Annotated in this window: 18 protein-coding genes; 12 read left to right on the top strand and 6 right to left on the bottom strand. The window is 58.3% G+C overall.

Annotated features, from left to right (window positions below; genetic code table 11):
• Window positions 1–164: 164 nt before the first annotated feature.
• Complete coding sequence (locus EAH74_RS29090; RefSeq protein WP_275671811.1) at window positions 165–2,486, top strand: hybrid sensor histidine kinase/response regulator; 2,322 nt, start codon at window positions 165–167, stop codon at window positions 2,484–2,486.
• On the opposite strand, the gene EAH74_RS29085 is transcribed toward EAH74_RS29090, so the two are convergent.
• The 3 genes from EAH74_RS29085 to msrB all read right to left on the bottom strand — a co-directional run bounded on the left by EAH74_RS29085 (window position 2,470) and on the right by msrB (window position 4,029).
• Window positions 2,470–2,931 (bottom strand): MarR family winged helix-turn-helix transcriptional regulator, encoded by a 462-nt coding sequence (locus tag EAH74_RS29085; protein ID WP_140683410.1) that lies wholly within the window; start codon window positions 2,929–2,931, stop codon window positions 2,470–2,472. The genes EAH74_RS29090 and EAH74_RS29085 overlap by 17 nt on opposite strands.
• On the bottom strand, window positions 2,928–3,413 hold the full coding sequence (locus EAH74_RS29080) for a glutathione peroxidase (RefSeq protein ID WP_007983498.1): 486 nt from the start codon (window positions 3,411–3,413) through the stop codon (window positions 2,928–2,930). The genes EAH74_RS29085 and EAH74_RS29080 overlap by 4 nt, the downstream gene beginning before the upstream one ends.
• A 220-nt stretch (window positions 3,414–3,633) precedes the next feature.
• The gene (gene msrB, locus EAH74_RS29075; RefSeq protein WP_140683407.1) at window positions 3,634–4,029 is read right to left on the bottom strand and encodes a peptide-methionine (R)-S-oxide reductase MsrB; all 396 of its coding nucleotides are present in this window, start codon (window positions 4,027–4,029) and stop codon (window positions 3,634–3,636) included.
• Between the two features lie 226 nt (window positions 4,030–4,255).
• Between msrB and EAH74_RS29070 the strand changes: the two genes are divergently transcribed.
• A complete protein-coding gene (locus EAH74_RS29070) occupies window positions 4,256–5,467 on the top strand; it encodes a pyridoxal phosphate-dependent aminotransferase (RefSeq protein WP_111452405.1) in 1,212 nt (403 codons plus the stop codon).
• A gap of 318 nt (window positions 5,468–5,785) precedes the next feature.
• A complete protein-coding gene (gene htpX / locus EAH74_RS29065) occupies window positions 5,786–6,673 on the top strand; it encodes a protease HtpX (RefSeq protein ID WP_008145865.1) in 888 nt (295 codons plus the stop codon).
• 192 nt (window positions 6,674–6,865) lie between these two features.
• Here htpX and EAH74_RS29060 read toward each other — a convergent pair whose 3' ends face one another.
• Window positions 6,866–7,519, bottom strand: coding sequence for a thiopurine S-methyltransferase (locus EAH74_RS29060; RefSeq protein WP_140683404.1), 654 nt, complete (start codon window positions 7,517–7,519; stop codon window positions 6,866–6,868).
• A gap of 103 nt (window positions 7,520–7,622) precedes the next feature.
• Here EAH74_RS29060 and EAH74_RS29055 point away from each other — a divergent pair, with 103 nt between their 5' ends.
• Window positions 7,623–8,390: a DODA-type extradiol aromatic ring-opening family dioxygenase gene (locus EAH74_RS29055; protein ID WP_140683401.1), complete on the top strand. Its 768-nt coding sequence runs from the start codon at window positions 7,623–7,625 to the stop codon at window positions 8,388–8,390.
• Between the two features lie 30 nt (window positions 8,391–8,420).
• Here EAH74_RS29055 and EAH74_RS29050 read toward each other — a convergent pair whose 3' ends face one another.
• Window positions 8,421–9,134 (bottom strand): UTRA domain-containing protein, encoded by a 714-nt coding sequence (locus EAH74_RS29050; protein ID WP_008145862.1) that lies wholly within the window; start codon window positions 9,132–9,134, stop codon window positions 8,421–8,423.
• Window positions 9,135–9,483: 349 nt separating this feature from the next.
• Here EAH74_RS29050 and EAH74_RS29045 point away from each other — a divergent pair, with 349 nt between their 5' ends.
• From EAH74_RS29045 to EAH74_RS29015, 6 genes are all read left to right on the top strand, one after another.
• Window positions 9,484–10,554 (top strand): ABC transporter substrate-binding protein, encoded by a 1,071-nt coding sequence (locus EAH74_RS29045; protein ID WP_140683398.1) that lies wholly within the window; start codon window positions 9,484–9,486, stop codon window positions 10,552–10,554.
• A gap of 177 nt (window positions 10,555–10,731) precedes the next feature.
• Window positions 10,732–11,538, top strand: coding sequence for an alkaline phosphatase family protein (locus tag EAH74_RS29035; protein WP_140683395.1), 807 nt, complete (start codon window positions 10,732–10,734; stop codon window positions 11,536–11,538).
• A gap of 5 nt (window positions 11,539–11,543) precedes the next feature.
• The gene (locus EAH74_RS29030; protein ID WP_170206646.1) at window positions 11,544–12,380 is read left to right on the top strand and encodes an ABC transporter permease; all 837 of its coding nucleotides are present in this window, start codon (window positions 11,544–11,546) and stop codon (window positions 12,378–12,380) included.
• Entirely contained in the window at window positions 12,367–13,167 is an 801-nt protein-coding gene (locus EAH74_RS29025) for an ABC transporter permease (protein ID WP_140683389.1), read from the top strand. Before EAH74_RS29030 ends, EAH74_RS29025 begins: the two co-directional genes overlap by 14 nt.
• Window positions 13,164–14,153 carry an ABC transporter ATP-binding protein gene (locus tag EAH74_RS29020; RefSeq protein ID WP_134419123.1) on the top strand — a complete coding sequence of 330 codons (990 nt, stop codon included), beginning with the start codon at window positions 13,164–13,166 and terminating at the stop codon, window positions 14,151–14,153. Before EAH74_RS29025 ends, EAH74_RS29020 begins: the two co-directional genes overlap by 4 nt.
• Window positions 14,154–14,187: 34 nt before the next feature.
• Window positions 14,188–14,841: an HAD family hydrolase gene (locus EAH74_RS29015; protein WP_140683387.1), complete on the top strand. Its 654-nt coding sequence runs from the start codon at window positions 14,188–14,190 to the stop codon at window positions 14,839–14,841.
• A 105-nt stretch (window positions 14,842–14,946) separates the two neighbouring features.
• Here EAH74_RS29015 and EAH74_RS29005 read toward each other — a convergent pair whose 3' ends face one another.
• Entirely contained in the window at window positions 14,947–15,909 is a 963-nt protein-coding gene (locus tag EAH74_RS29005) for a zinc-binding dehydrogenase (RefSeq protein ID WP_140683384.1), read from the bottom strand.
• A 181-nt stretch (window positions 15,910–16,090) separates the two neighbouring features.
• Between EAH74_RS29005 and EAH74_RS29000 the strand changes: the two genes are divergently transcribed.
• Both EAH74_RS29000 and EAH74_RS28995 read left to right on the top strand, forming a co-directional pair.
• Window positions 16,091–18,172, top strand: a complete 2,082-nt coding sequence (locus EAH74_RS29000) for a carboxy terminal-processing peptidase (RefSeq protein WP_170206644.1) — start codon at window positions 16,091–16,093, stop codon at window positions 18,170–18,172.
• Between the two features lie 149 nt (window positions 18,173–18,321).
• Window positions 18,322–20,112, top strand: coding sequence for a bifunctional diguanylate cyclase/phosphodiesterase (locus EAH74_RS28995; RefSeq protein WP_140683379.1), 1,791 nt, complete (start codon window positions 18,322–18,324; stop codon window positions 20,110–20,112).
• Window positions 20,113–20,142 lie beyond the last annotated feature (30 nt).

Raw genomic sequence — 20,142 nt, 5'->3', positions numbered from 1 at the left:
CTTCTCCTCGGGCACGTTCACAGTAATGATGGCGATACAGCAACAACACACAGCGTTCGGTGTCCGGTTCATCCCTTTGCACAAGGGCTCGCGAGAACATCGGTATCCATGCATGATCGACTATGCTTGAGCAGCGAAGGGAAACGGAAGTGGTTCAACACCCCATGGATATCAAGTTCACCAACCGGCTGTCCTACAAGCAAGCCAGGCTTACTGTGCTGGTCGGTTTCATTCTGGGCACGCTGCTCAGTCTGCTGCAAATAGGCATCGATTATGCCAGTGAAGACGCCTCCATCAACCGCGAAATCCTGTCATTGCTGGAAATCAGCCACAACCCCGCGTCCCGTATCGCCTACAACATCGACGCCGAACTCGCTCAGGAACTGACCCTGGGCCTGTTGCGCTCGCCGGCGATCATCGGTGCTCAATTGACCGACAACAACAATACCGTGCTGGCCAACGTCAAACGCCCCGGCGTGCAAAGCAGTTATCGGGTGATCAGTGACTTCCTGTTCGGCGCCAACCGACAGTTCGAAGACCGTCTCTACCTGGATCACTTGCCAACCGAATCCCTCGGCACCCTGCGCCTGGATGTCGACACCTATTCATTCGGCAACCGGTTCCTGCGTCGAGCCGAGGTGACCCTGCTCAATGGCTTCGCTCGCAGCCTGCTGCTGACTGGCATCCTGCTGGCGCTGTTCTACGTGATGCTGACCAAGCCGTTGGTGCGGGTCATCCGTGAACTTAGCAGTCGCGACCCGCGCAGCACGGAGTCGACGTCGCTGGAGTGTCCGACGGACCATGAAAACGATGAAATCGGTGTACTGGTCAAGGTTGCCAATCAACAATTCGAAAACATCGCCACCGAAATCCAGCAACGACGCAACGCGGAAAACCGCCTGACCGACTACCTCGGGCAATTGGAGAACATCGTCTCGGCCCGCACTGCGGAACTCAAGGCGATCAACTCCCGGCTCAGCCAATCCAACGAGGAGCTGGAAGTCGCCCGCAGCACCGCCCTGGACATGGCCGAAGCGCGCTCGGTGTTCCTGGCCAACATGAGCCACGAGATCCGTACGCCGCTCAACGGCCTGCTGGGGATGATCGCGCTGTCCCTGGACGGCCCGCTCAACGCCGAGCAACAGCAACAGCTGTCCATCGCCCATGACTCGGGCAAAGTACTGGTGGAACTGCTCAACGATATTCTCGATCTGTCGAAGTTCGATGCCGGCCAACTTGAGCTCGAACATATTCCGTTCGACCTCGGCTCGCTGATCGAAGACACCGCCAACCTGCTATCGCAAAACGCCGCGCCAAGTGTCGAGCTGAGCTGCCTGATCGACCCGCACTTTCCGGCCCTGGTGCTCGGGGATCCGACCCGGGTCCGACAGATCGTCAGCAACCTCTTGTCCAATGCCCTCAAGTTCACCCGTTTCGGTCGCGTGGATGTGCGCCTGTCGACGTTCGAGGACGGCGTCAGAATCGAAGTCTGCGACACCGGCATCGGTATCGCCCAGGACGCCCAGGTCAAGATCTTCCAGCCCTTCACGCAGGCGGGTGCCGGCATTACCCGGCAATTCGGCGGGACCGGGCTGGGCCTGGCACTGACCTACAACCTCTGCGAAGCCATGCAAGGGCGCCTCACCATCAGCTCGGAAGCAGGCTTCGGCAGCCAGTTCTGTGCGGATCTGCCGCTGCCCAGCCACACCCGCGCCCTTCCCCCCGCCTCTTTACAGGGCAAGGTCATCGCCATCACCGCCGCCAGCAGCGGTCTGGCAGAACTGTTGAGCAGTGTGTTGCCCGGCTGGGGGCTCGACTATGAGCAGCGTTCCATCGATGACTCGTTGCTGGGCCTGAACCCGGATGTTCTGATTACCGATTGTCCCGAATGCCTGTTTGGCCTGCGTCCTTCGTGTACAGCGCCCATTCTGCTGGTCACCGCTTACGGCAGTTTCATGCCCAGCGAAGAAGCCCTCGCCCTTGCCCCCTTACAGCAACAGGCGCGGCCTCTGGCACGCAACGCGCTGTACCAGACGCTACGGCGAACCCTGCAGCCGGAACTCAACACGATCAACGGTGCACGGCTCGACGCCCTCTCCCCACAACGACGCGGACGCGTGCTGCTGGTGGAGGACAATCCGGTCAACCAACTGGTGGCCAAGGGGATGCTCGGAAAACTCGGTTGCGAGGTGATTGTCGCCGGTCACGGTGGTGAGGCGCTGGATCAGCTGGAGCAGAGCGAATTCGATCTGGTGCTGATGGACTGCAACATGCCGGTGATGGACGGCTACGAGGCCAGTCGGCAAATCCGTCGCAGCGGACGCTGGCCACAGCTGCCCATCGTCGCCCTGACCGCCAACGCCATGTCCGAAGAGCGCGAACGCTGTCGTGCGGCAGGCATGAGCGATTACCTGGCAAAACCCTTCCGCAGGGAAGAGTTGGCGGCGCTGCTGGACTTGTGGGTCCCTGCTACGACAGTGCTTTGATTTGCCCCAAAAGGTGATCAAGACCATCGCGCAGAGCATTCAGGCGATCCAGATCCACACCGCTGTCGCATAACAGACGAGCCTTGAGAGGCCCGACCTGATCACGCAAGGCCTTGCCGGTTGGCGACAGGCTCAAGTGCACTTCACGCTCGTCCCGCGCCGAGCGCTGACGCTGAACCAGTTGCAGTTGCTCAAGACGCTTGAGCAACGGCGTCAGCGTGCCGGAATCCAGCGCCAGGCGTTCGCCCAACGCCTTGACCGTCGGCTGCTCTGGGGCTGCCTCCTGCCATTCCCACAACACCAGCATCGCCAGGTATTGCGGGTAGGTCAGGCCGAGCTGATCGAGCATCGGTTTGTAGGCGCGGATCACCGCCCGGGAAGCGGCGTACAGCTTGAAGCACAGTTGACTGTCAAGCTTCAGGGAATCGACTGACAAGGTGTTCATTTGAGCAGGGCTTCGATCTCGCGGGTCAGGTCCTGCGGCTTGGTCGCGGGGGCGAAGCGCTTGACCAACTGGCCATCCTTGCCAATAAGAAACTTGGTGAAATTCCACTTGATGCCCTGGGAGCCCAGCACACCCGGCGCGCGCTTTTTCAGTTGAACGAACAGCGGATGGGCATCGGCGCCATTGACCTCAATCTTTTTGAACAGCGGAAAACTGACGCCGAAGTTCAACTCGCAGAACTCGGAAATCGCCCCTTCGTTGCCTGGCTCTTGCTTGCCGAACTGGTTACACGGAAAACCCAGCACCACCAGACCTTGATCCTTGTAGGTCTGCCACAACTCTTCAAGGCCTTTGTACTGCGGGGTGAAGCCGCATTTGCTCGCGGTATTGACCACCAACACGGCCTTGCCGGCGAAATCCGCCAGGGTCTTTTGCTCACCCTTGATGGTGGTGCAAGGGATGCTCAGCAGGTTGTCGCTCATGGTTAGGACTCAAAATAAGGGAAGATGAGACAAACATAGCGAGCAATTGAATTGTGTGCAATTTAATAAATCAATCGTCGATCAACTGCTCGACTCGCGACGATCACTGTAGGAGCTGCCGAAGGCTGCGATCTTTTGATCTTGATCTCCAGCTAGCGCGAGAAAAATCAAGATCAGGGTCAAAAGATCGCAGCCTTCGGCAGCTCCTGCAGGGCTCGCATTACGAGCGCGGTACCAGGTCCAGGCACACCGAGTTGATGCAATAACGCAGGCCGGTCGGCGGCGGGCCGTCCGGGAACACGTGCCCCAGGTGCGCTTCGCATTTGGCGCAGACCACTTCGGTACGGATCATGCCGTGGCTGACATCACGGATCTCGACCATGGCGCTGTCGCCGATTGGCGCGTAGAAGCTCGGCCAGCCGCAGCCGGAGTCGAATTTGGTCTTGGAATCAAACAGCGGCTCGTTACAGCAGATGCAGTGGTAAACACCGTCGGTTTTGGTGTCGTTATATTTGCCGGAGAACGGTCGCTCGGTGCCCTTGAGGCGGCAAACGTTGTACTGCTCCGGGTCGAGCATTGCTTTCCATTCTTCCAGGGTTTTTTCCAACTTTTCCATCATCACACCTCAGCAGCTGAAAAAGCCCGATCTGTACCTTTTCCACGGATCGGGCGGCACGTATGATTGCGCCTCGTCAAACGCCAGTCTGGCAGCCAGACCACGCGCATTCAAACGGATTTATGGGTGCTGCCTCTCAAGGCGTCAGGCCTGTGTGAATACGCAGGATTCCCAGTACGGTCGTTCATACGCCGCCTGGATCGTTCATTTTCGGGAACACATCGCCATGCAGGTCAGCAAATCGAACAAGCTCGCCAACGTCTGCTACGACATTCGCGGCCCAGTGCTCAAGCACGCCAAACGCCTGGAAGAGGAAGGCCATCGCATCCTCAAGCTGAACATCGGCAACCCGGCGCCTTTTGGTTTCGAAGCGCCGGATGAAATCCTCCAGGACGTCATCCGCAACCTGCCGACTGCTCAGGGCTACAGCGATTCCAAAGGCCTGTTCAGCGCCCGCAAGGCCGTGATGCAGTACTACCAGCAAAAGCAGGTAGAAGGCGTCGGCATTGAAGACATCTATTTGGGCAACGGCGTTTCCGAGCTGATCGTGATGTCGATGCAGGCCCTGCTCAACAACGGCGACGAAGTGCTGGTGCCGGCCCCGGACTACCCGCTGTGGACCGCCGCGGTGAGCCTGTCGGGCGGCAACCCGGTGCATTACCTGTGCGACGAGCAGGCCAACTGGTGGCCGGATCTGGCCGACATCAAGGCCAAGATCACCCCGAACACCAAAGCACTGGTGATCATCAACCCAAACAACCCGACCGGCGCGGTGTATTCGAAAGAAGTCCTGCTGGGCATGCTGGAACTGGCCCGTCAGCACAACCTGGTGGTTTTTTCCGACGAAATCTACGACAAGATTCTGTACGACGATGCCGTGCACATCTGCACGGCTTCCCTGGCGCCAGACCTGCTGTGCCTGACGTTCAACGGTCTGTCCAAGTCTTATCGCGTGGCCGGCTTCCGTTCTGGCTGGATCGCCATTTCCGGCCCGAAACACCACGCCCAGAGCTACATCGAAGGCATCGACATGCTGGCGAACATGCGCCTGTGTGCCAACGTACCGAGCCAGCATGCGATCCAGACCGCCCTCGGCGGCTACCAGAGCATCAATGATCTGATATTGCCCAACGGACGACTGTTGGAACAGCGCAATCGCACCTGGGAACTACTCAACGACATTCCCGGCGTGAGCTGCGTCAAGCCAATGGGCGCGCTGTATGCGTTCCCACGGATCGACCCGAAAGTCTGCCCGATCCATAACGACGAGAAATTCGTGCTCGACCTGCTGCTGTCGGAGAAGCTGCTGGTGGTGCAAGGCACCGCCTTCAATTGGCCATGGCCGGACCACTTCCGTGTGGTGACCCTGCCGCGCGTGGATGACCTGGACATGGCCATCGGACGTATCGGCAACTTCCTCAAGTCCTACCGCCAATAAGCTGACTGTCACCGTGCGACGGCTTGAGAAAGTCGCACGGTGATTAATTCAGCAACATATCTTTGCGCCCTGCCGCACATCGTTGCTTGAAGCGCTCAATGATGACTCGCTGTGTGCTCGTGTCTAACAACGACGGGGGCCTGGGCGATTAATCGGCTGACAAACACCTCCGGCGCCTGCGTCGGAAATGCCCTGCAAGCAGCTAGACTGTTGCCGTAGGACACAGTTTGAAATAGTCACCCGGTTGAATAGCCCGGGTCAGCACCTTATATACCCCGCAGTACGCTACATCTTTAGCATGAGGAGATTTCTACAACCATGATGCGCATCCTGCTGTTTTTGGCCACTAACCTGGCGGTCGTGCTGATTGCCAGCATCACCCTGAGCCTTTTCGGCTTCAACGGGTTCATGGCGGCCAACGGGGTTGATCTCAACCTCAATCAGCTGCTGATTTTCTGTGCGGTCTTTGGTTTCGCCGGTTCGCTGTTCTCGCTGTTCATCTCCAAGTGGATGGCGAAGATGAGCACCAGCACCCAAATCATCAGCCAGCCGCGCACACGTCACGAGCAATGGCTGCTGCAAACCGTCGAGCAATTGTCCCGGGAAGCCGGGATCAAGATGCCCGAAGTCGGTATTTTCCCGGCCTACGAGGCGAACGCCTTTGCCACTGGCTGGAACAAGAACGACGCGTTGGTCGCGGTCAGCCAAGGGCTGCTCGAGCGTTTCTCGCCAGATGAAGTGAAAGCCGTTCTGGCCCACGAAATCGGCCACGTAGCCAATGGCGACATGGTCACCCTGGCATTGGTCCAGGGCGTGGTGAACACCTTCGTGATGTTCTTCGCACGGATCATCGGCAACTTTGTCGACAAGGTGATTTTCAAGAACGAAGAAGGCCAAGGCATCGCCTACTACGTGGCGACCATCTTCGCCGAACTGGTTCTGGGCATTCTGGCCAGCGCCATCGTCATGTGGTTCTCGCGTAAACGCGAATTCCGTGCAGACGAAGCCGGTGCACGTCTGGCTGGCACCGCCGCAATGATCGGCGCCCTGCAACGCCTGCGTGCCGAACAGGGGCTGCCGGTGCACATGCCGGACACCCTGACGGCTTTCGGCATCAACGGTGGCATCAAACAAGGGTTCGCCCGCATGTTCATGAGCCACCCGCCGCTGGAAGAGCGCATCGACGCACTGCGTCGTCGGGGCTGAGACGTTCCGCACTAAAAGAAAAGGCCCGCATTGAATGCGGGCCTTTTTTTGTCTGCTGATTTTTGCAGTGTTCATTCGGGCCCCATCGCGAGCAAGCTCGCTCCCACAGTTGACCGAGTCGCTCAGGCAGACGCTGTCTACTGTGGGAGCGAGCTTGCTCGCGATGGGGCCAGCACAAACAATACAAATCTGTCAGCTGGAAACCCGATAAACCCGCTCTTCAAGCCGCGTAACACCGCTTTCCAGGAACTTCCAGCTCTCGCCCAGAACGTCCTGGTCCTCCAGAATCTTCAACTCCCACGAAGCACCGAATAACCGTTGCACTTCGTCATCCAGCACGGCAAACGGCGGACCGTCCATTTGCGTCTGCTCGTAGTCCAGGGTAATCAGCAGCCCCAACGAATCCTTCGGCACAATCCGCTTCAGATGCTCGGCGTATTGCTCGCGCATCTTCGGTGGCAAGGCGATTAACGCAGCGCGGTCGTACAGCGCACTACAATCGGCGACATCGCCGGCCGTCAGCGCGAAGAAATCACCACACCAGATCTCAATCGAGCCCGCACGATAGACCGTGAAGGGGCCTTGGTCGCTGACGTCCGGATCAAATTGATGCTCGTGGAAAAAGTCTTCCACCGCTTTTTCCGACAACTCGACGCCCAACACCTCATGACCGCATTTCGCCAGCCACAGCAGATCCAGGCTTTTCCCACATAGCGGCACCAGTACGCGCGAGCCCTCTTCCAGGCCCAGCTGCGGCCAGTACCGTTGCAGATATGGATTCACTTCCGGCAGGTGGAAGCCGATCTGATTCGACGTCCACCGCTTGTGCCAAAACTCCGGCTGCATAATTAATCCCGAAAATTCGATCAAAAGACTCTAAAACTTATATTAGATTTAGATCAATGATCTGACTGAAGATGGTGCCATCTTACCCCTCAGGAGCTCATTCATGTTCCCCAGCCTGTACATATCCCATGGCTCGCCCATGTTGGCACTGGAACCGGGCGCCAGCGGGCCTGCCCTCGCTCGCCTGGCCGCAGAATTGCCGAAACCCAAAGCCATCGTAATTGTTTCTGCGCATTGGGAAAGCAATGAGTTGCTCGTCAGCGGCAATCCCCAGCCTGAAACCTGGCATGACTTCGGTGGCTTTCCGCAGGCGTTGTTCGACGTGCAATACCCGGCGCCCGGCAATCCACAATTGGCCGCAGAGGTTGTCGAACTGTTGAAGAGCGATGGCCTGCCCGCACGCATCGACGCCGAACGGCCGTTTGACCATGGTGTCTGGGTGCCCTTGTCATTGATGTATCCACAAGCCGACATCCCCGTGGTGCAAGTCTCGCTGCCCACCCGCGGCGGCCCGGCCCTGCAAACCCGCGTCGGTCATGCCCTGGCCAGTCTGCGCGAACACGGCGTGCTGCTGATCGGTTCCGGGAGCATTACCCACAACCTGCGCGAACTGGACTGGCACGCCGGCACAGAAAGCGTCGAACCCTGGGCCCAGGCATTTCGTGACTGGATGATCGAAAAACTCGCTGCCAACGACGAAACCGCTTTGCACGATTACCGTCAGCAAGCACCGAATGCCGTGCGCAACCATCCCAGTGATGAACATTTGTTGCCGTTGTACTTTGCGCGCGGTGCGGGAGGGACATTCAGCGTGAGCCACAAGGGATTCACCATGGGCGCCCTGGGCATGGACATTTACCGATTCGGGTAATGATAGAACCGAGGCCTGTGGCGCCCAGGCTCAGACCACATCGACCCCGACATGAATCGCATCGTGCCGCCAAAACTCCAGATCACAATCGATCAACCGCTCATGTTGATCGTAATTGACCCGAGCGATGCGCAACCCCGGACTCCCCACCGACACCCGTAAAGCCGCCGCCGCATCCACCGACAACGCCGTCGGCACAATCTCGAAACGCACCCGCCCATAGTGCAAGTCGTAGTGCCGCGCATACAGCTCGGTAATCGACTGATTCAAATCGAAATCCAGAATCCCCGGAAAAAACTGCGGATTCAAATAGTGCTCCACATACAACACCAGCCGCTCATCAATCCGCCGTGCCCGACAAATCTGAATCACACTGGACAACGCCGGCAACTGCAACCAGGCACAGACCGCCGCCGACGCCGGTTGCAACCGCGCGGAAATCACCTCGGTGGATGGCACCCGCCCCTGTGCACTGACCATCGCGTGAAAGTGACTGCGCTGCATCAGGTTATAGGCCAGGCGCGGTGGCGACACGAACCAGCCACGGCGCTCCTCCCGATAAATCTGCCCTTGGGCTTCCAGTTGCAACAACGCTTCACGCACGGTGATCCGGGTGGTACCGAACAACTCACTGAGCTTGCGCTCGGCCGGCAGTTTGCTCCCGGGCGCCAACAGGCCATGGTCGAGCTGTTCCTGCAGAACCTGCCCGATGGCTGTCACCGCTTTGGTTGTCTCGATGCGCATCAACGTTACCTATCTGGACTAGACCAGCACTGTTTCGGGGCGGAACTGCGATTCAAATCGGTTCCCTCAACTCCCGACAAGCCTAGGCACTGCACATGACTGACAGATGACAAAGCCGCCGAACGGTTGATCCAGACACCTGCAAATTCACGGCCAAGTCCTTTTATATCAGCCTATTAGCCATGGTCTACGCTTACTCCGAAGCCTGAGCATTGCCGCTCAAGAAATATAGGCCGACCGATCGTCGACATCAAAATGTCATCAGAGGCGCCTAAATTGGCTCAGGTATTGCTGACCTAGACCAACACAACCGCAATCGCAGCGTTGAAAACGCCCAAAGGAGCTTCGGATGAAACAGCTTTTCCTGGCCTCACTGTTAGGCTCGACCATTGCCATGTGCACCGCCGCGATGGCGGCTGATACCGATTTGAAAACCCTTGAAGCCGCGGCGAAAGCGGAAGGTGAGGTCAACAGCGTCGGCATGCCCGACAACTGGGCCAACTGGAAAGGCACCTGGGATGACCTGGCCAAGAACTACGGCCTGAAACACATCGACACCGACATGAGCTCGGCTCAGGAAATCGCCAAGTTCGCCGCTGAAAAAGACAACGCCACGGCCGATATCGGTGATGTCGGTGCAGCGTTCGGTCCGATCGCGGTGAAGCAAGGCGTTGTACAACCTTACAAGCCAAGCACCTGGGATCAGATCCCGAGCTGGGCAAAGGATAAGGACGGCAACTGGGCGCTCGCCTACACCGGCACCATCGCGTTCATCGTCAACAACAAGTTGCTGCACGGCTCCGACGCTCCGACCAAATGGGCTGACCTCAAGGACGGCAAATACAAAGTCTCCATCGGTGATGTGAGCACCGCTGCCCAAGCCGCCAATGGTGTTCTGGCTGCCGCGCTCGCCAATGGTGGCAATGAGAAAAATCTCCAGCCGGCGCTGGATCTGTTTTCCGAGATCGCCAAGCAAGGCCGCCTGTCGATGGCCAACCCGACAATTGCCACCATGGAAAAGGGTGAAATCGAAGTCGGCGTGGTCTGGGACTTCAACGGTCTGAGCTACAAGGCCAAAATGGTTAACCCGGATGACTACACCGTGCTGATTCCATCCGATGGCTCGGTGATCTCCGGTTACACCACCATCATCAACAAATACGCCAAGCACCCGAATGCCGCCAAACTGGCCCGCGAATACATCTTCAGCGACGCCGGCCAGACCAATCTGGCACGCGGTAACGCCCGTCCGATCCGCGCCGAGCATCTGACTCTGCCGCCCGAAGTTCAGGCCCAATTGCTGCCTAACGAGCAGTACAAAAAGGTCACGCCGATCAAAGACGCAGACGCATGGGAAAAGACCTCCAAAGCCCTTCCTCAGAAGTGGCAGGAAGAAGTCATCGTCAATATGAAGCAGTAATGCGGTAGATCCCCATTTGGAGATCTGATGGAGATCCAATGTGGGAGCGAGCTTGCTCGCGATGACGGCTGAACATTCGACGCAGATGTTGAATGTCATACCGCTATCGCGAGCAAGCTCGCTCCCACAGGGATTCGTTGCGTACTTGAATCATCTGTTTGCGGAGTCATCGCCCCTATGAAGCACAACGTCATCCTTGTCGTGCTCGACGGCCTCAATTACGAGGTCGCCCGTCACGCCATGGGGCACCTGCAGGCTTATGTCGGCGCAGGACGCGCGGCGCTCTACAAACTGGAGTGCGAACTGCCGGCCCTGTCCCGACCGCTTTACGAGTGCATCCTGACCGGCGTCACGCCGATCGACAGTGGCATCGTTCACAACAACGTCTCACGCCTGTCCAACCAGCGCAGCATCTATCACTACGCCAGCGATGCCGGCCTTGTAACCGCCGCCGCGGCCTATCACTGGGTCAGCGAGCTGTATAACCGTTCGCCGTTTATTGCCGCACGGGATCGTCACACCGACGACCCTAACCTGCCAATCCAGCACGGTCATTTCTACTGGAGCGATCACTACCCGGACTCGCACCTGTTCGCCGACGCCGAAAACCTGCGCCTGCGTCATGCGCCGAACTTTTTACTGGTCCACCCCATGAACATCGACGACGCCGGGCACAAGCACGGTCTCGACACCCCGCAATACCGCAACAGCGCCCGCTTCGCCGACATCTTCCTCGCCGACTATCTGCAAGGCTGGCTCGACGCCGGATACCAGGTGCTGGTGACCGCCGACCACGGCATGAACAACGACCGCTCCCACAACGGCCTGCTGCCGGAAGAACGCGAAGTACCGTTGTTCGTGCTCGGCGACGCTTTCAGCTTCAATGCCAACGCCGCACCGAAACAGACTGAAATCTGCGGCACCGTCTGCGAACTGCTGGGTGTGGCCCACGACAAACCTGTGTGCCGGGAGCTGCTCAAGTGAACACCATGACGCGCGAAAAATGGCTGGCAGCCTTGTGCCTGGTGCCTTTCGCACTGTTCTTTATCGTGTTCCAGATCGCCCCGCTGTCCTGGGTGATGATCAACAGCCTGCAATCGGAAGAGTTCGGCTGGGGCATCGCCAACTTCACCAGGATCTTCAATTCGAAGTTCTATCTGCAGGCGATCCAGTTCAGCCTCGAAATCAGTTTCTGGTCCAGCGTGTTCGGGATCATCATCGCGGTGCTCGGCGCCTACTCCCTGCGCCGGGTCGACTCGAAACTGCGCAACTTCGTCAATGCCTTCGCCAACATGACCAGCAACTTCGCCGGCGTGCCTTTGGCTTTCGCGTTCATCATTCTGCTGGGCTTCAACGGCAGCTTCACCATCATGCTCAAGCAGGCCGGGATTATTCAGGACTTCAACCTGTATTCGAAAACCGGGCTGATCATTCTCTACACCTACTTCCAGATTCCGCTGGGCGTGTTGCTGCTCTACCCGGCCTTTGATGCCCTGCGCGAAGACTGGCGTGAATCCGCCGCGCTGCTCGGCGCCAATGGCTGGCAGTTCTGGCGGCACATCGGTTTGCCCGTGCTGACCCCGGCGCTGCTCGGTACGTTTGTGATCCTGCTGGCCAACGCCCTGGGCGCCTACGCCACGGTGTACGCCCTGACCACCGGCAACTTCAACGTGCTGACGATCCGCATCGCGGCGATGGTTTCCGGCGACATTTCCCTGGACCCGAACCTGGCCAGTGCCCTGGCTGTGGTGCTGGTGGCGTTGATGACCCTGGTGACCATCGTGCATCAGCTGCTGTTGAAGAGGAGCTACCATGTCTCGCGCTGAACTGGGCCCCGTCGGCATCTACCACCGGGTGGTGGTGTATTTGCTGTTTGGCATACTGTTGCTGCCGTTGCTCGGAACGCTGATCTACTCGATCGCCAGCAGTTGGTCGGCGACCATTATGCCCAGCGGCTTCACCGTCAAATGGTACGTGGAGCTGTGGAGCGATCCGCGGTTTCTCCATTCGTTCGGCCAATCGCTGCTGGTCTGCGTCGGCTCGCTGATTCTGTCCGTGGTGCTGATTCTGCCGTTGCTGTTTGTGGTGCATTACCACTTCCCGAAACTCGATGCCCTGATGAACATCCTGATCCTGTTGCCCTTCGCGGTGCCGCCGGTGGTGTCGTCGGTGGGTCTGTTGCAGCTCTACGGTTCGGGGCCGTTCGCGATGGTCGGGACGCCATGGATTCTGATCGGTTGCTATTTCACCGTGGCGCTGCCGTTCATGTACCGGGCAATCACCAACAACCTGCAAGCGATCAACTTGCGCGACCTGATGGACGCCGCCCAACTGCTCGGTGCCAGCACCTGGCAAGCGGCGTTCCTGGTGGTGCTGCCAAACTTGCGCAAAGGTTTGATGGTGGCGTTGCTGCTGTCGTTCTCGTTCCTGTTCGGTGAGTTCGTGTTCGCCAACATTCTCGTGGGAACCCGCTACGAAACCCTGCAGGTCTACCTCAACAACATGCGCAACAGCAGCGGCCACTTCACCAGTGCGCTGGTGATTTCCTATTTCTTCTTTGTGCTGGTTCTGACCTGGGCTGCCAATATCTTGAACAAGGACAAAAGCCAATGAGCTTCGTCAGCGTCCAACACCTACTGAAAAGCTACGCGGGCACCACGGTGTTCAGCGACATCAACTGTGAAATCCAGAAGGGTGAGTTCGTCACCCTCCTCGGCCCATCCGGTTGCGGCAAGTCCACACTGCTTCGCTGCATCGCCGGGCTGACCTCGGTGGATGGCGGCAAAATCCTGCTCGATGGCCAGGACCTCGTTCCGTTGAGCCCGCAGAAACGCGGGATCGGCATGGTGTTCCAGAGCTACGCGCTGTTTCCGAACATGACCGTTGAGCAGAACGTCGCCTTTGGTTTGCGCATGCAGAAGGTCAACGCCGACGACAGCCATAGGCGGGTTGCCGAAGTACTGAAACTGGTGGAACTCAACGACTTTGCCGCGCGTTATCCGCATCAACTGTCGGGCGGCCAATGCCAGCGAGTCGCCCTCGCCCGCTCGTTGGTGACCCGGCCTCGTCTGTTGTTGCTGGATGAACCGCTGTCGGCCCTCGACGCGCGGATTCGCAAGCACTTGCGCGAACAGATCCGTCAGATCCAGCGTGAACTCGGCTTGACCACGATCTTCGTCACTCACGATCAGGAAGAAGCCCTGACCATGTCCGACCGGATTTTCTTGATGAATCAGGGAAAGATCGTACAAAGCGGTGACGCCCAGACCCTTTACACCGCCCCTATCGACTTCTTTGCCGCAGGTTTCATCGGCAACTACAACCTGCTGGATGCCGACAGCGCCACAAAACTGCTGCAGCGACCAATTACCCACCGCATCGCGATTCGCCCGGAAGCCATCGAGCTGAGCCTGAACGGCGAACTCGATGCACAAATCCGCAGCCACAGTCTGTTGGGCAACGTGATTCGCTACCGGGTCGAAGCCCGGGGCGTGGAATTGGTGGTGGATGTGCTGAACCGCTCGGCGGCCGATTTGCATCCCGATGGTCAGCGTCTGGCGCTTTCCATCGATCCGACGGCCCTGTGTGAGGTAGCCTGATGACTTTGCTGATGTTGAAGAGAGAACCGCACTGATGGCCCTGGCAATTTTTGATTTGGACGAAACCCTGATCCACGGCGACTGCGCCACCCTTTGGAGCGAGCAAATGGGCCGCCTGGGTTGGGTCGATCCCGAGTCGTTCATGCGTCAGAACAACGAACTGATGGACGCCTACAGCCACGGAAAACTGAGAATGGAGGAGTACATGACCTTCAGCCTGGAGCCGATGATCGGACGCACACCGGAAGAGGTCGACCATTTGGTAGGGCCTTGGGTGGAAGACTTCATCGAGCCGATCATTTTCAGTGACGCCACCAAAGCCATTGCGGCCCATCGCAAGGCTGGCGACCGGATTTTGGTGATTTCGGCGTCGGGCACGCATCTGGTGAGGCCAATCGCCGATCGTTTGGGTATTGACGAGATTCTCGGCATCGAGCTGGAAGTGACGCATGGGGTTTATAGCGGCAACACCGTTGGCACGCTGACCTACCGCGAAGGCAAGATCACGCGTTTGCTGGAATGGCTGGATGCCGAAGAGGAAAACCTTGAAGGCGCCAGTTTCTACTCCGACTCACGCAATGATTTGCCGTTGCTGCTGAAGGTGGATTTCCCACACGTGGTAAACCCGGATCCGGCGCTGCTTGAACACGCAGAAAAGGCCGGCTGGCCGATCCATATCTGGAAATAACCCATACCCCCTGTGGGAGCGAGCCTGCTCGCGAAGGCGGCGTGTCATTCAACTTATGTGTTGAATGTAAGTCCGCTTTCGCGAGCAGGCTCGCTCCCACAGTGATTACACCAGGCTTTCGTCGATCACCAACACCAACTTTCCCGACACCTGATTAGTCGCTAACTCCGCAAACGCCGCTTCGGCATCCTTGATCGCAAAGGTCTTGGCCAATTGCGGGCTTAAACGCCCTTCAGCAAACAGCGGCCAGACATGTTGGCTGAGATCGCTGAACAGATCCGCCTTGAACTGATCGTCGCGACTGCGCAATGTCGAACCCAGCAGTTGCACGCGCTTGGCCAGTACCTGCGCCAGATCCAGCTGCGCCTCACGACCGCCCATCAGGCCGATCAGCACCCAACGACCATCGAGCGCCATCAGTTTCAGATTCAACGCGGCGTAGTTGCCGCCCACCGGGTCGAGAATCACATCGAACGGCCCCAGGTCGCTCAAGCTGTCCAGATCCCCGTTGCGCACGACCCCACCTTGGGCGCCCAGCGCTTCGCAGTAAGCCAAACGCTCGGCGGAACCGACGCTGACCCAGCACGGGTTACCAAACGCCTTGCACAGCTGAATGGCAGCTGAACCGATTCCACTTGCTCCGGCGTGCAGCAGAACTTTCTCACCCGGCTTGAGCGCAGCCAGTTGAAACAAATTCAGCCAAACGGTCGCATACACTTCCGGCAGCGCTGCCGCCTCAGCCAGGGACAAACCTTCGGGAACCGGCAACACATGCCGTCCGTCGACAACTACCTCCTCGGCCATCCCGCCCCCGGCCAGCAAGGCGCAAACCCGATCCCCGACTTGCCAGGACGAGCCTGGCCCCACCTCGCTGATTACCCCCGAACACTCAAGACCCAGTACCTGACTGGCTCCCGGCGGTGGCGGATAAAGACCCGCCTTCTGTAACAAATCGGCTCGATTGAGACCCGCTGCCGCCACTCGAATCCGAACTTGTCCTACATCGCATGTAGGACAGGGCTCTTCAACCCACTCCACTTGACCTTCAACGCCTTGCAATGCTTTCACAGTGCCTCCATAGTGAGTCTGGACTGAGCCCGTTGCTGTAGCGCCGGGCTTTCTTGCATTATGCGACCGGCCCTGGGCCTATACGAAAGCTAGCAGGCAGTTTTCGTACAGAGACTAGTGGTACCGGCGACTTCAAAGACGGCCTAATATGCGTGATCAATTGTCCCCGCGTCGAATCAGCATGAAGCATTTTTTCCCCAGCACCGCCCTAGCCCTATTCATTGGTATCGGTCTGTTGCCGATGTCGACCAATTCGTTTGCAGCCAATAGCTGGGACAAGCTTCAGCCTGATCGTGACGAAGTGATCGCCAGCCTGAACGTCGTCGAATTGCTAAAGCGCCATCACTACAGCAAGCCGCCGCTCGATGACGCGCGCTCCGCGATCATCTATGACAGCTACCTCAAGCTGCTGGACCCGTCGCGCAGCTACTTCATGGCCAGCGACATTGCCGAATTCGACAAGTGGAAAACCCAGTTTGACGACTTCCTCAAAAGCGGCGACCTGAACGCCGGGTTCACCATCTACAAGCGCTACCTGGACCGCGTCAAAGCGCGTCTGGACTTCGCCCTTGCCGAGTTGAACAAAGGCGTCGACAAGATCGACTTCACCACCAAGGAAACCTTGCTGATCGATCGCAAGGACGCCCCTTGGCTCAAGTCCACCGCCGAACTCGACGACCTGTGGCGCAAACGCGTCAAGGACGAAATCTTGCGGCAGAGGATCGCGGGCAAGGACTCCAAGCAGATTCAGGAAACCCTGACCAAGCGCTACAAGAACCAATTGACGCGCCTGGACCAGACCCGTGCGGAAGACATCTTCCAGGCTTACATCAATACCTTCGCCATGTCCTACGACCCGCACACCAACTATCTGTCGCCGGATAACGCGGAGAACTTCGACATCAACATGAGCCTGTCCCTCGAGGGCATTGGCGCCGTGTTGCAGAGCGACAACGACCAGGTGAAAGTCGTACGCCTGGTACCTGCCGGCCCGGCCGACAAGACCAAACAAGTCGCACCGGCCGACAAGATCATCGGCGTTGCCCAGGGCAACAAAGAAATGGTCGACGTGGTCGGCTGGCGCCTGGACGAAGTGGTCAAATTGATCCGTGGGCCAAAAGGCACCGTGGTGCGCCTGGAAGTGATCCCGGCCAGCAATGCGCCGAACGACCAGACCAGCAAGATCGTCCCGATCACCCGCGAAGCGGTGAAGCTTGAAGACCAGGCGGTGAAGAAGTCGGTCCTCAACCTGAAACAGGACGGCAAGGACTACAAACTCGGCGTCATCGAGATCCCGGCCTTCTACCTGGACTTCAAGGCTTTCCGTGCTGGCGATCCGGATTACAAGAGCACCACTCGCGACGTCAAGAAACTGCTGACCGAGTTGCAGAAAGACAAGGTCGACGGCGTGGTCATCGATCTACGCAACAACGGCGGAGGTTCCCTGCAGGAAGCCACCGAGCTGACCAGTCTGTTCATCGACAAAGGTCCAACCGTTCTTGTGCGTAATGCCGATGGCCGGGTCGATGTGCTGGAAGACGAGAACCCGGGTGCCTTCTACAAAGGGCCGATGGCGTTGCTGGTCAACCGCTTGTCTGCCTCGGCTTCGGAGATTTTTGCCGGCGCCATGCAGGACTATCACCGCGCGTTGATCATTGGCGGCCAGACTTTCGGTAAAGGCACCGTGCAGACCATTCAGCCGCTGAACCATGGCGAACTGAAACTGACCCTGGCCAAGTTCTATCGGGTTTCCGGCCAGAGCACCCAGCATCAGGGCGTACTGCCGGACATCGATTACCCGTCGATCATCGACACCAAGGAAATCGGCGAAAGCGCACTGCCTGAAGCCATGCCGTGGGACACCATCCGCGCGGCCATCAAGCCTGCGGTCGACCCGTTCAAGCCGTACATTTCGCAGCTCAAGTCCGAGCATGACGTACGCTCGGCCAAAGACGCGGAGTTCGTGTTCATCCGCGACAAACTGGCCCTGGCGCAGAAACTGATGGCAGAAAAAACCGTCAGCCTCAATGAAGCCGATCGTCGTGCACAACACGCCGATATCGAAGCCAAGCAACTTGCCATGGAAAACATCCGTCGCAAGGCCAAGGGTGAAGAGCCGCTCAAAGAGCTGAAGAAAGAAGATGAAGACGCCGTCGCGGCCGAGCCAGACAAGACCAAACCAGAAGACGATGCCTACCTGAGCGAGACCGGGCGGATTCTGTTGGACTACCTGAAACTCAATACCGCGGTAGCCAAGCACTAAGTTGTTACAAGCAAGATGATGGCAATTTAATGCTGACGCTCTCCGGAGCGTCATCATACAGTCATCATTCTGTCGTGAAATAAAGGACTGGGAGCCCCTCTTTATCCAAGAGAGTGCTCCCAGTCCTTTTTTTATCGCCAGAGAAAGCCATGACCACCACAGAACAGCTGAGTGCCTTGAGTTCCATACTGGCTCAAAGCGGTTTGCACAGCTTGTTCCAGCCGATCATTTCCCTCTCTGAGCGACGTATTGTCGGTTACGAAGCCCTCAGTCGCGGGCCCTCCAACAGCCCGCTGCACTCTCCCCTCGCACTGTTCGCCGTCGCCCGTCAGGCCGGCCGCCTGAGCGAGCTGGAAATCGCTTGCCGTCAAAGCGCCTGCCGACGCTTCAATGATCAGCAACTGCCCGGCAAACTGTTCCTCAACGTTTCCCCTGAATCCCTGCTCGAAGCCGCCCACCAACCCGGTCGCACCCTGCAACTGCTGCAGGATTTCGGCATACCGCCGAGTCAGGTGGTGATCGAACTGACTGAACAAACCCCGACCGACGATTTCGAGCTGCTGCAAGCCGCGCTGCATCACTATCGAGCGATGGGGTTTTCCATTGCCCTGGATGATCTGGGCGCAGGCTATTCGAGTTTGCGGCTGTGGTCTGAATTGCGTCCGGACTACGTGAAGATTGATCGACACTTCATCGACGGCATTCACCAGGATGCCCTCAAGCGCGAATTTGTCGGCTCGATCCTGCAAATTGCCAAGGCCTCACGGGCACAAGTGATCGCAGAAGGTATCGAGTTATCGGAAGAACTCGCAGTGTTGAGCGAGATGGGCGTCGATCTGGTCCAAGGCTACCTGCTCTGTCGGCCTCAAGAGCACCCGCCCCGGGATGCCCGAGCGATGATGCCCAAACACGACAGCTGCGCCGTGGCGCTGAACGATGAAGGCAGTGACCTTAGCGCTCTGCTCAACGACCAACCGGCAGTGGGTCGCGATACACCGACCGCCACCGTCCTGGAAGCCTTTCGCCGCCAGGCCAACCTGAACTCCCTGGCGGTACTCGACGAGCAAGGCCAGCCCTGCGGCATCGTCCACCGGCATTCGCTTTCCGATGCCTTGCTCAAGCCTTTTGCCACCGACCTGTTCGCCCGCAAGCCGATCAGCCGTTTAATGAGTGATGACTTCCTCGCCGTTGAGATGAGCCAGTCGTTGCAACAAGTGAGTCGCCTGATCACCAGCCGCGCGCGGCAGCGCATCGAAGAAGACTTCATCATCACCCTCAACGGCGGTTACCTGGGGCTGGGCCGAGTGATCGACGTACTCAAACTGATTACCGAACTGAAGATCCAGCAAGCCCGTTACGCCAACCCGCTGACCCTGCTGCCGGGCAACGTGCCGATCCAGCAATGCCTGTCGCGACTGCTGCAACAGCAACGGGAGTCGGTGATCTGCTACGTCGACATCGACAGTTTCAAACCCTTCAACGACATCTACGGCTACGGCCGTGGGGACGAAGTCCTGCTGTGCCTGGCGCAATGCCTGAATGATCGCGTCGACCCTTCCCGCGACTTTGTCGGCCATATCGGCGGCGATGACTTCCTGCTGGTACTCGGCCCGGAAGACTGGCGCAAACGCTTGAACCAGTTGCTGGACGACTTCCAAAGCCAATGCCGACGCTTTTATCGCAGCGAACATCTGGAAGCCGGCTGCTTCATCGCCCCAAACCGCCAGGGTGTGCGTCAGGAGTTTGCATTACTGTCACTGTCGATCGGCGTGGTGCATTTACATCCACAGGCCTGTGAACAACTCGATGCAAGCCAGTTGGCGGAGATGGCATCGCAGGCCAAGCATCACGCGAAGAATGTGCCGGGGTATAGCATGCATGTGATTGATAGCCTGGCGGTGCCTGAAGCCGAAGAAGAATTGCTCGTCGGGCAGCGGTGATTGTTGATCTTGATCGTTCCCACGCTCTGC

The sequence above is a fragment of the Pseudomonas mandelii genome (assembly GCF_006438925.1).
Taxonomy (GTDB): domain Bacteria; phylum Pseudomonadota; class Gammaproteobacteria; order Pseudomonadales; family Pseudomonadaceae; genus Aquipseudomonas; species Aquipseudomonas mandelii_C.
This window is presented reverse-complemented; position numbering and strand designations above follow the sequence as displayed.

Bases quoted from the DNA above. Each gene is read 5' to 3' on its own strand.
- msrB (WP_140683407.1), bottom strand. From the start codon at position 4,029: ATGGAAAAGTTGGAAAAAACCCTGGAAGAATGGAAAGCAATGCTCGAC.
- EAH74_RS29030 (WP_170206646.1), top strand. From the start codon at position 11,544: ATGACGCGCGAAAAATGGCTGGCAGCCTTGTGCCTGGTGCCTTTCGCA.
- EAH74_RS29035 (WP_140683395.1), top strand. From the start codon at position 10,732: ATGAAGCACAACGTCATCCTTGTCGTGCTCGACGGCCTCAATTACGAG.
- EAH74_RS29055 (WP_140683401.1), top strand. From the start codon at position 7,623: ATGTTCCCCAGCCTGTACATATCCCATGGCTCGCCCATGTTGGCACTG.
- EAH74_RS29060 (WP_140683404.1), bottom strand. From the start codon at position 7,519: ATGCAGCCGGAGTTTTGGCACAAGCGGTGGACGTCGAATCAGATCGGC.
- EAH74_RS29025 (WP_140683389.1), top strand. From the start codon at position 12,367: ATGTCTCGCGCTGAACTGGGCCCCGTCGGCATCTACCACCGGGTGGTG.
- EAH74_RS29080 (WP_007983498.1), bottom strand. From the start codon at position 3,413: ATGAGCGACAACCTGCTGAGCATCCCTTGCACCACCATCAAGGGTGAG.
- EAH74_RS29015 (WP_140683387.1), top strand. From the start codon at position 14,188: ATGGCCCTGGCAATTTTTGATTTGGACGAAACCCTGATCCACGGCGAC.
- htpX (WP_008145865.1), top strand. From the start codon at position 5,786: ATGATGCGCATCCTGCTGTTTTTGGCCACTAACCTGGCGGTCGTGCTG.
- EAH74_RS29000 (WP_170206644.1), top strand. From the start codon at position 16,091: ATGAAGCATTTTTTCCCCAGCACCGCCCTAGCCCTATTCATTGGTATC.
- EAH74_RS29045 (WP_140683398.1), top strand. From the start codon at position 9,484: ATGAAACAGCTTTTCCTGGCCTCACTGTTAGGCTCGACCATTGCCATG.
- EAH74_RS29085 (WP_140683410.1), bottom strand. From the start codon at position 2,931: ATGAACACCTTGTCAGTCGATTCCCTGAAGCTTGACAGTCAACTGTGC.
- EAH74_RS29050 (WP_008145862.1), bottom strand. From the start codon at position 9,134: ATGCGCATCGAGACAACCAAAGCGGTGACAGCCATCGGGCAGGTTCTG.
- EAH74_RS29070 (WP_111452405.1), top strand. From the start codon at position 4,256: ATGCAGGTCAGCAAATCGAACAAGCTCGCCAACGTCTGCTACGACATT.
- EAH74_RS29090 (WP_275671811.1), top strand. From the start codon at position 165: ATGGATATCAAGTTCACCAACCGGCTGTCCTACAAGCAAGCCAGGCTT.
- EAH74_RS29020 (WP_134419123.1), top strand. From the start codon at position 13,164: ATGAGCTTCGTCAGCGTCCAACACCTACTGAAAAGCTACGCGGGCACC.
- EAH74_RS28995 (WP_140683379.1), top strand. From the start codon at position 18,322: ATGACCACCACAGAACAGCTGAGTGCCTTGAGTTCCATACTGGCTCAA.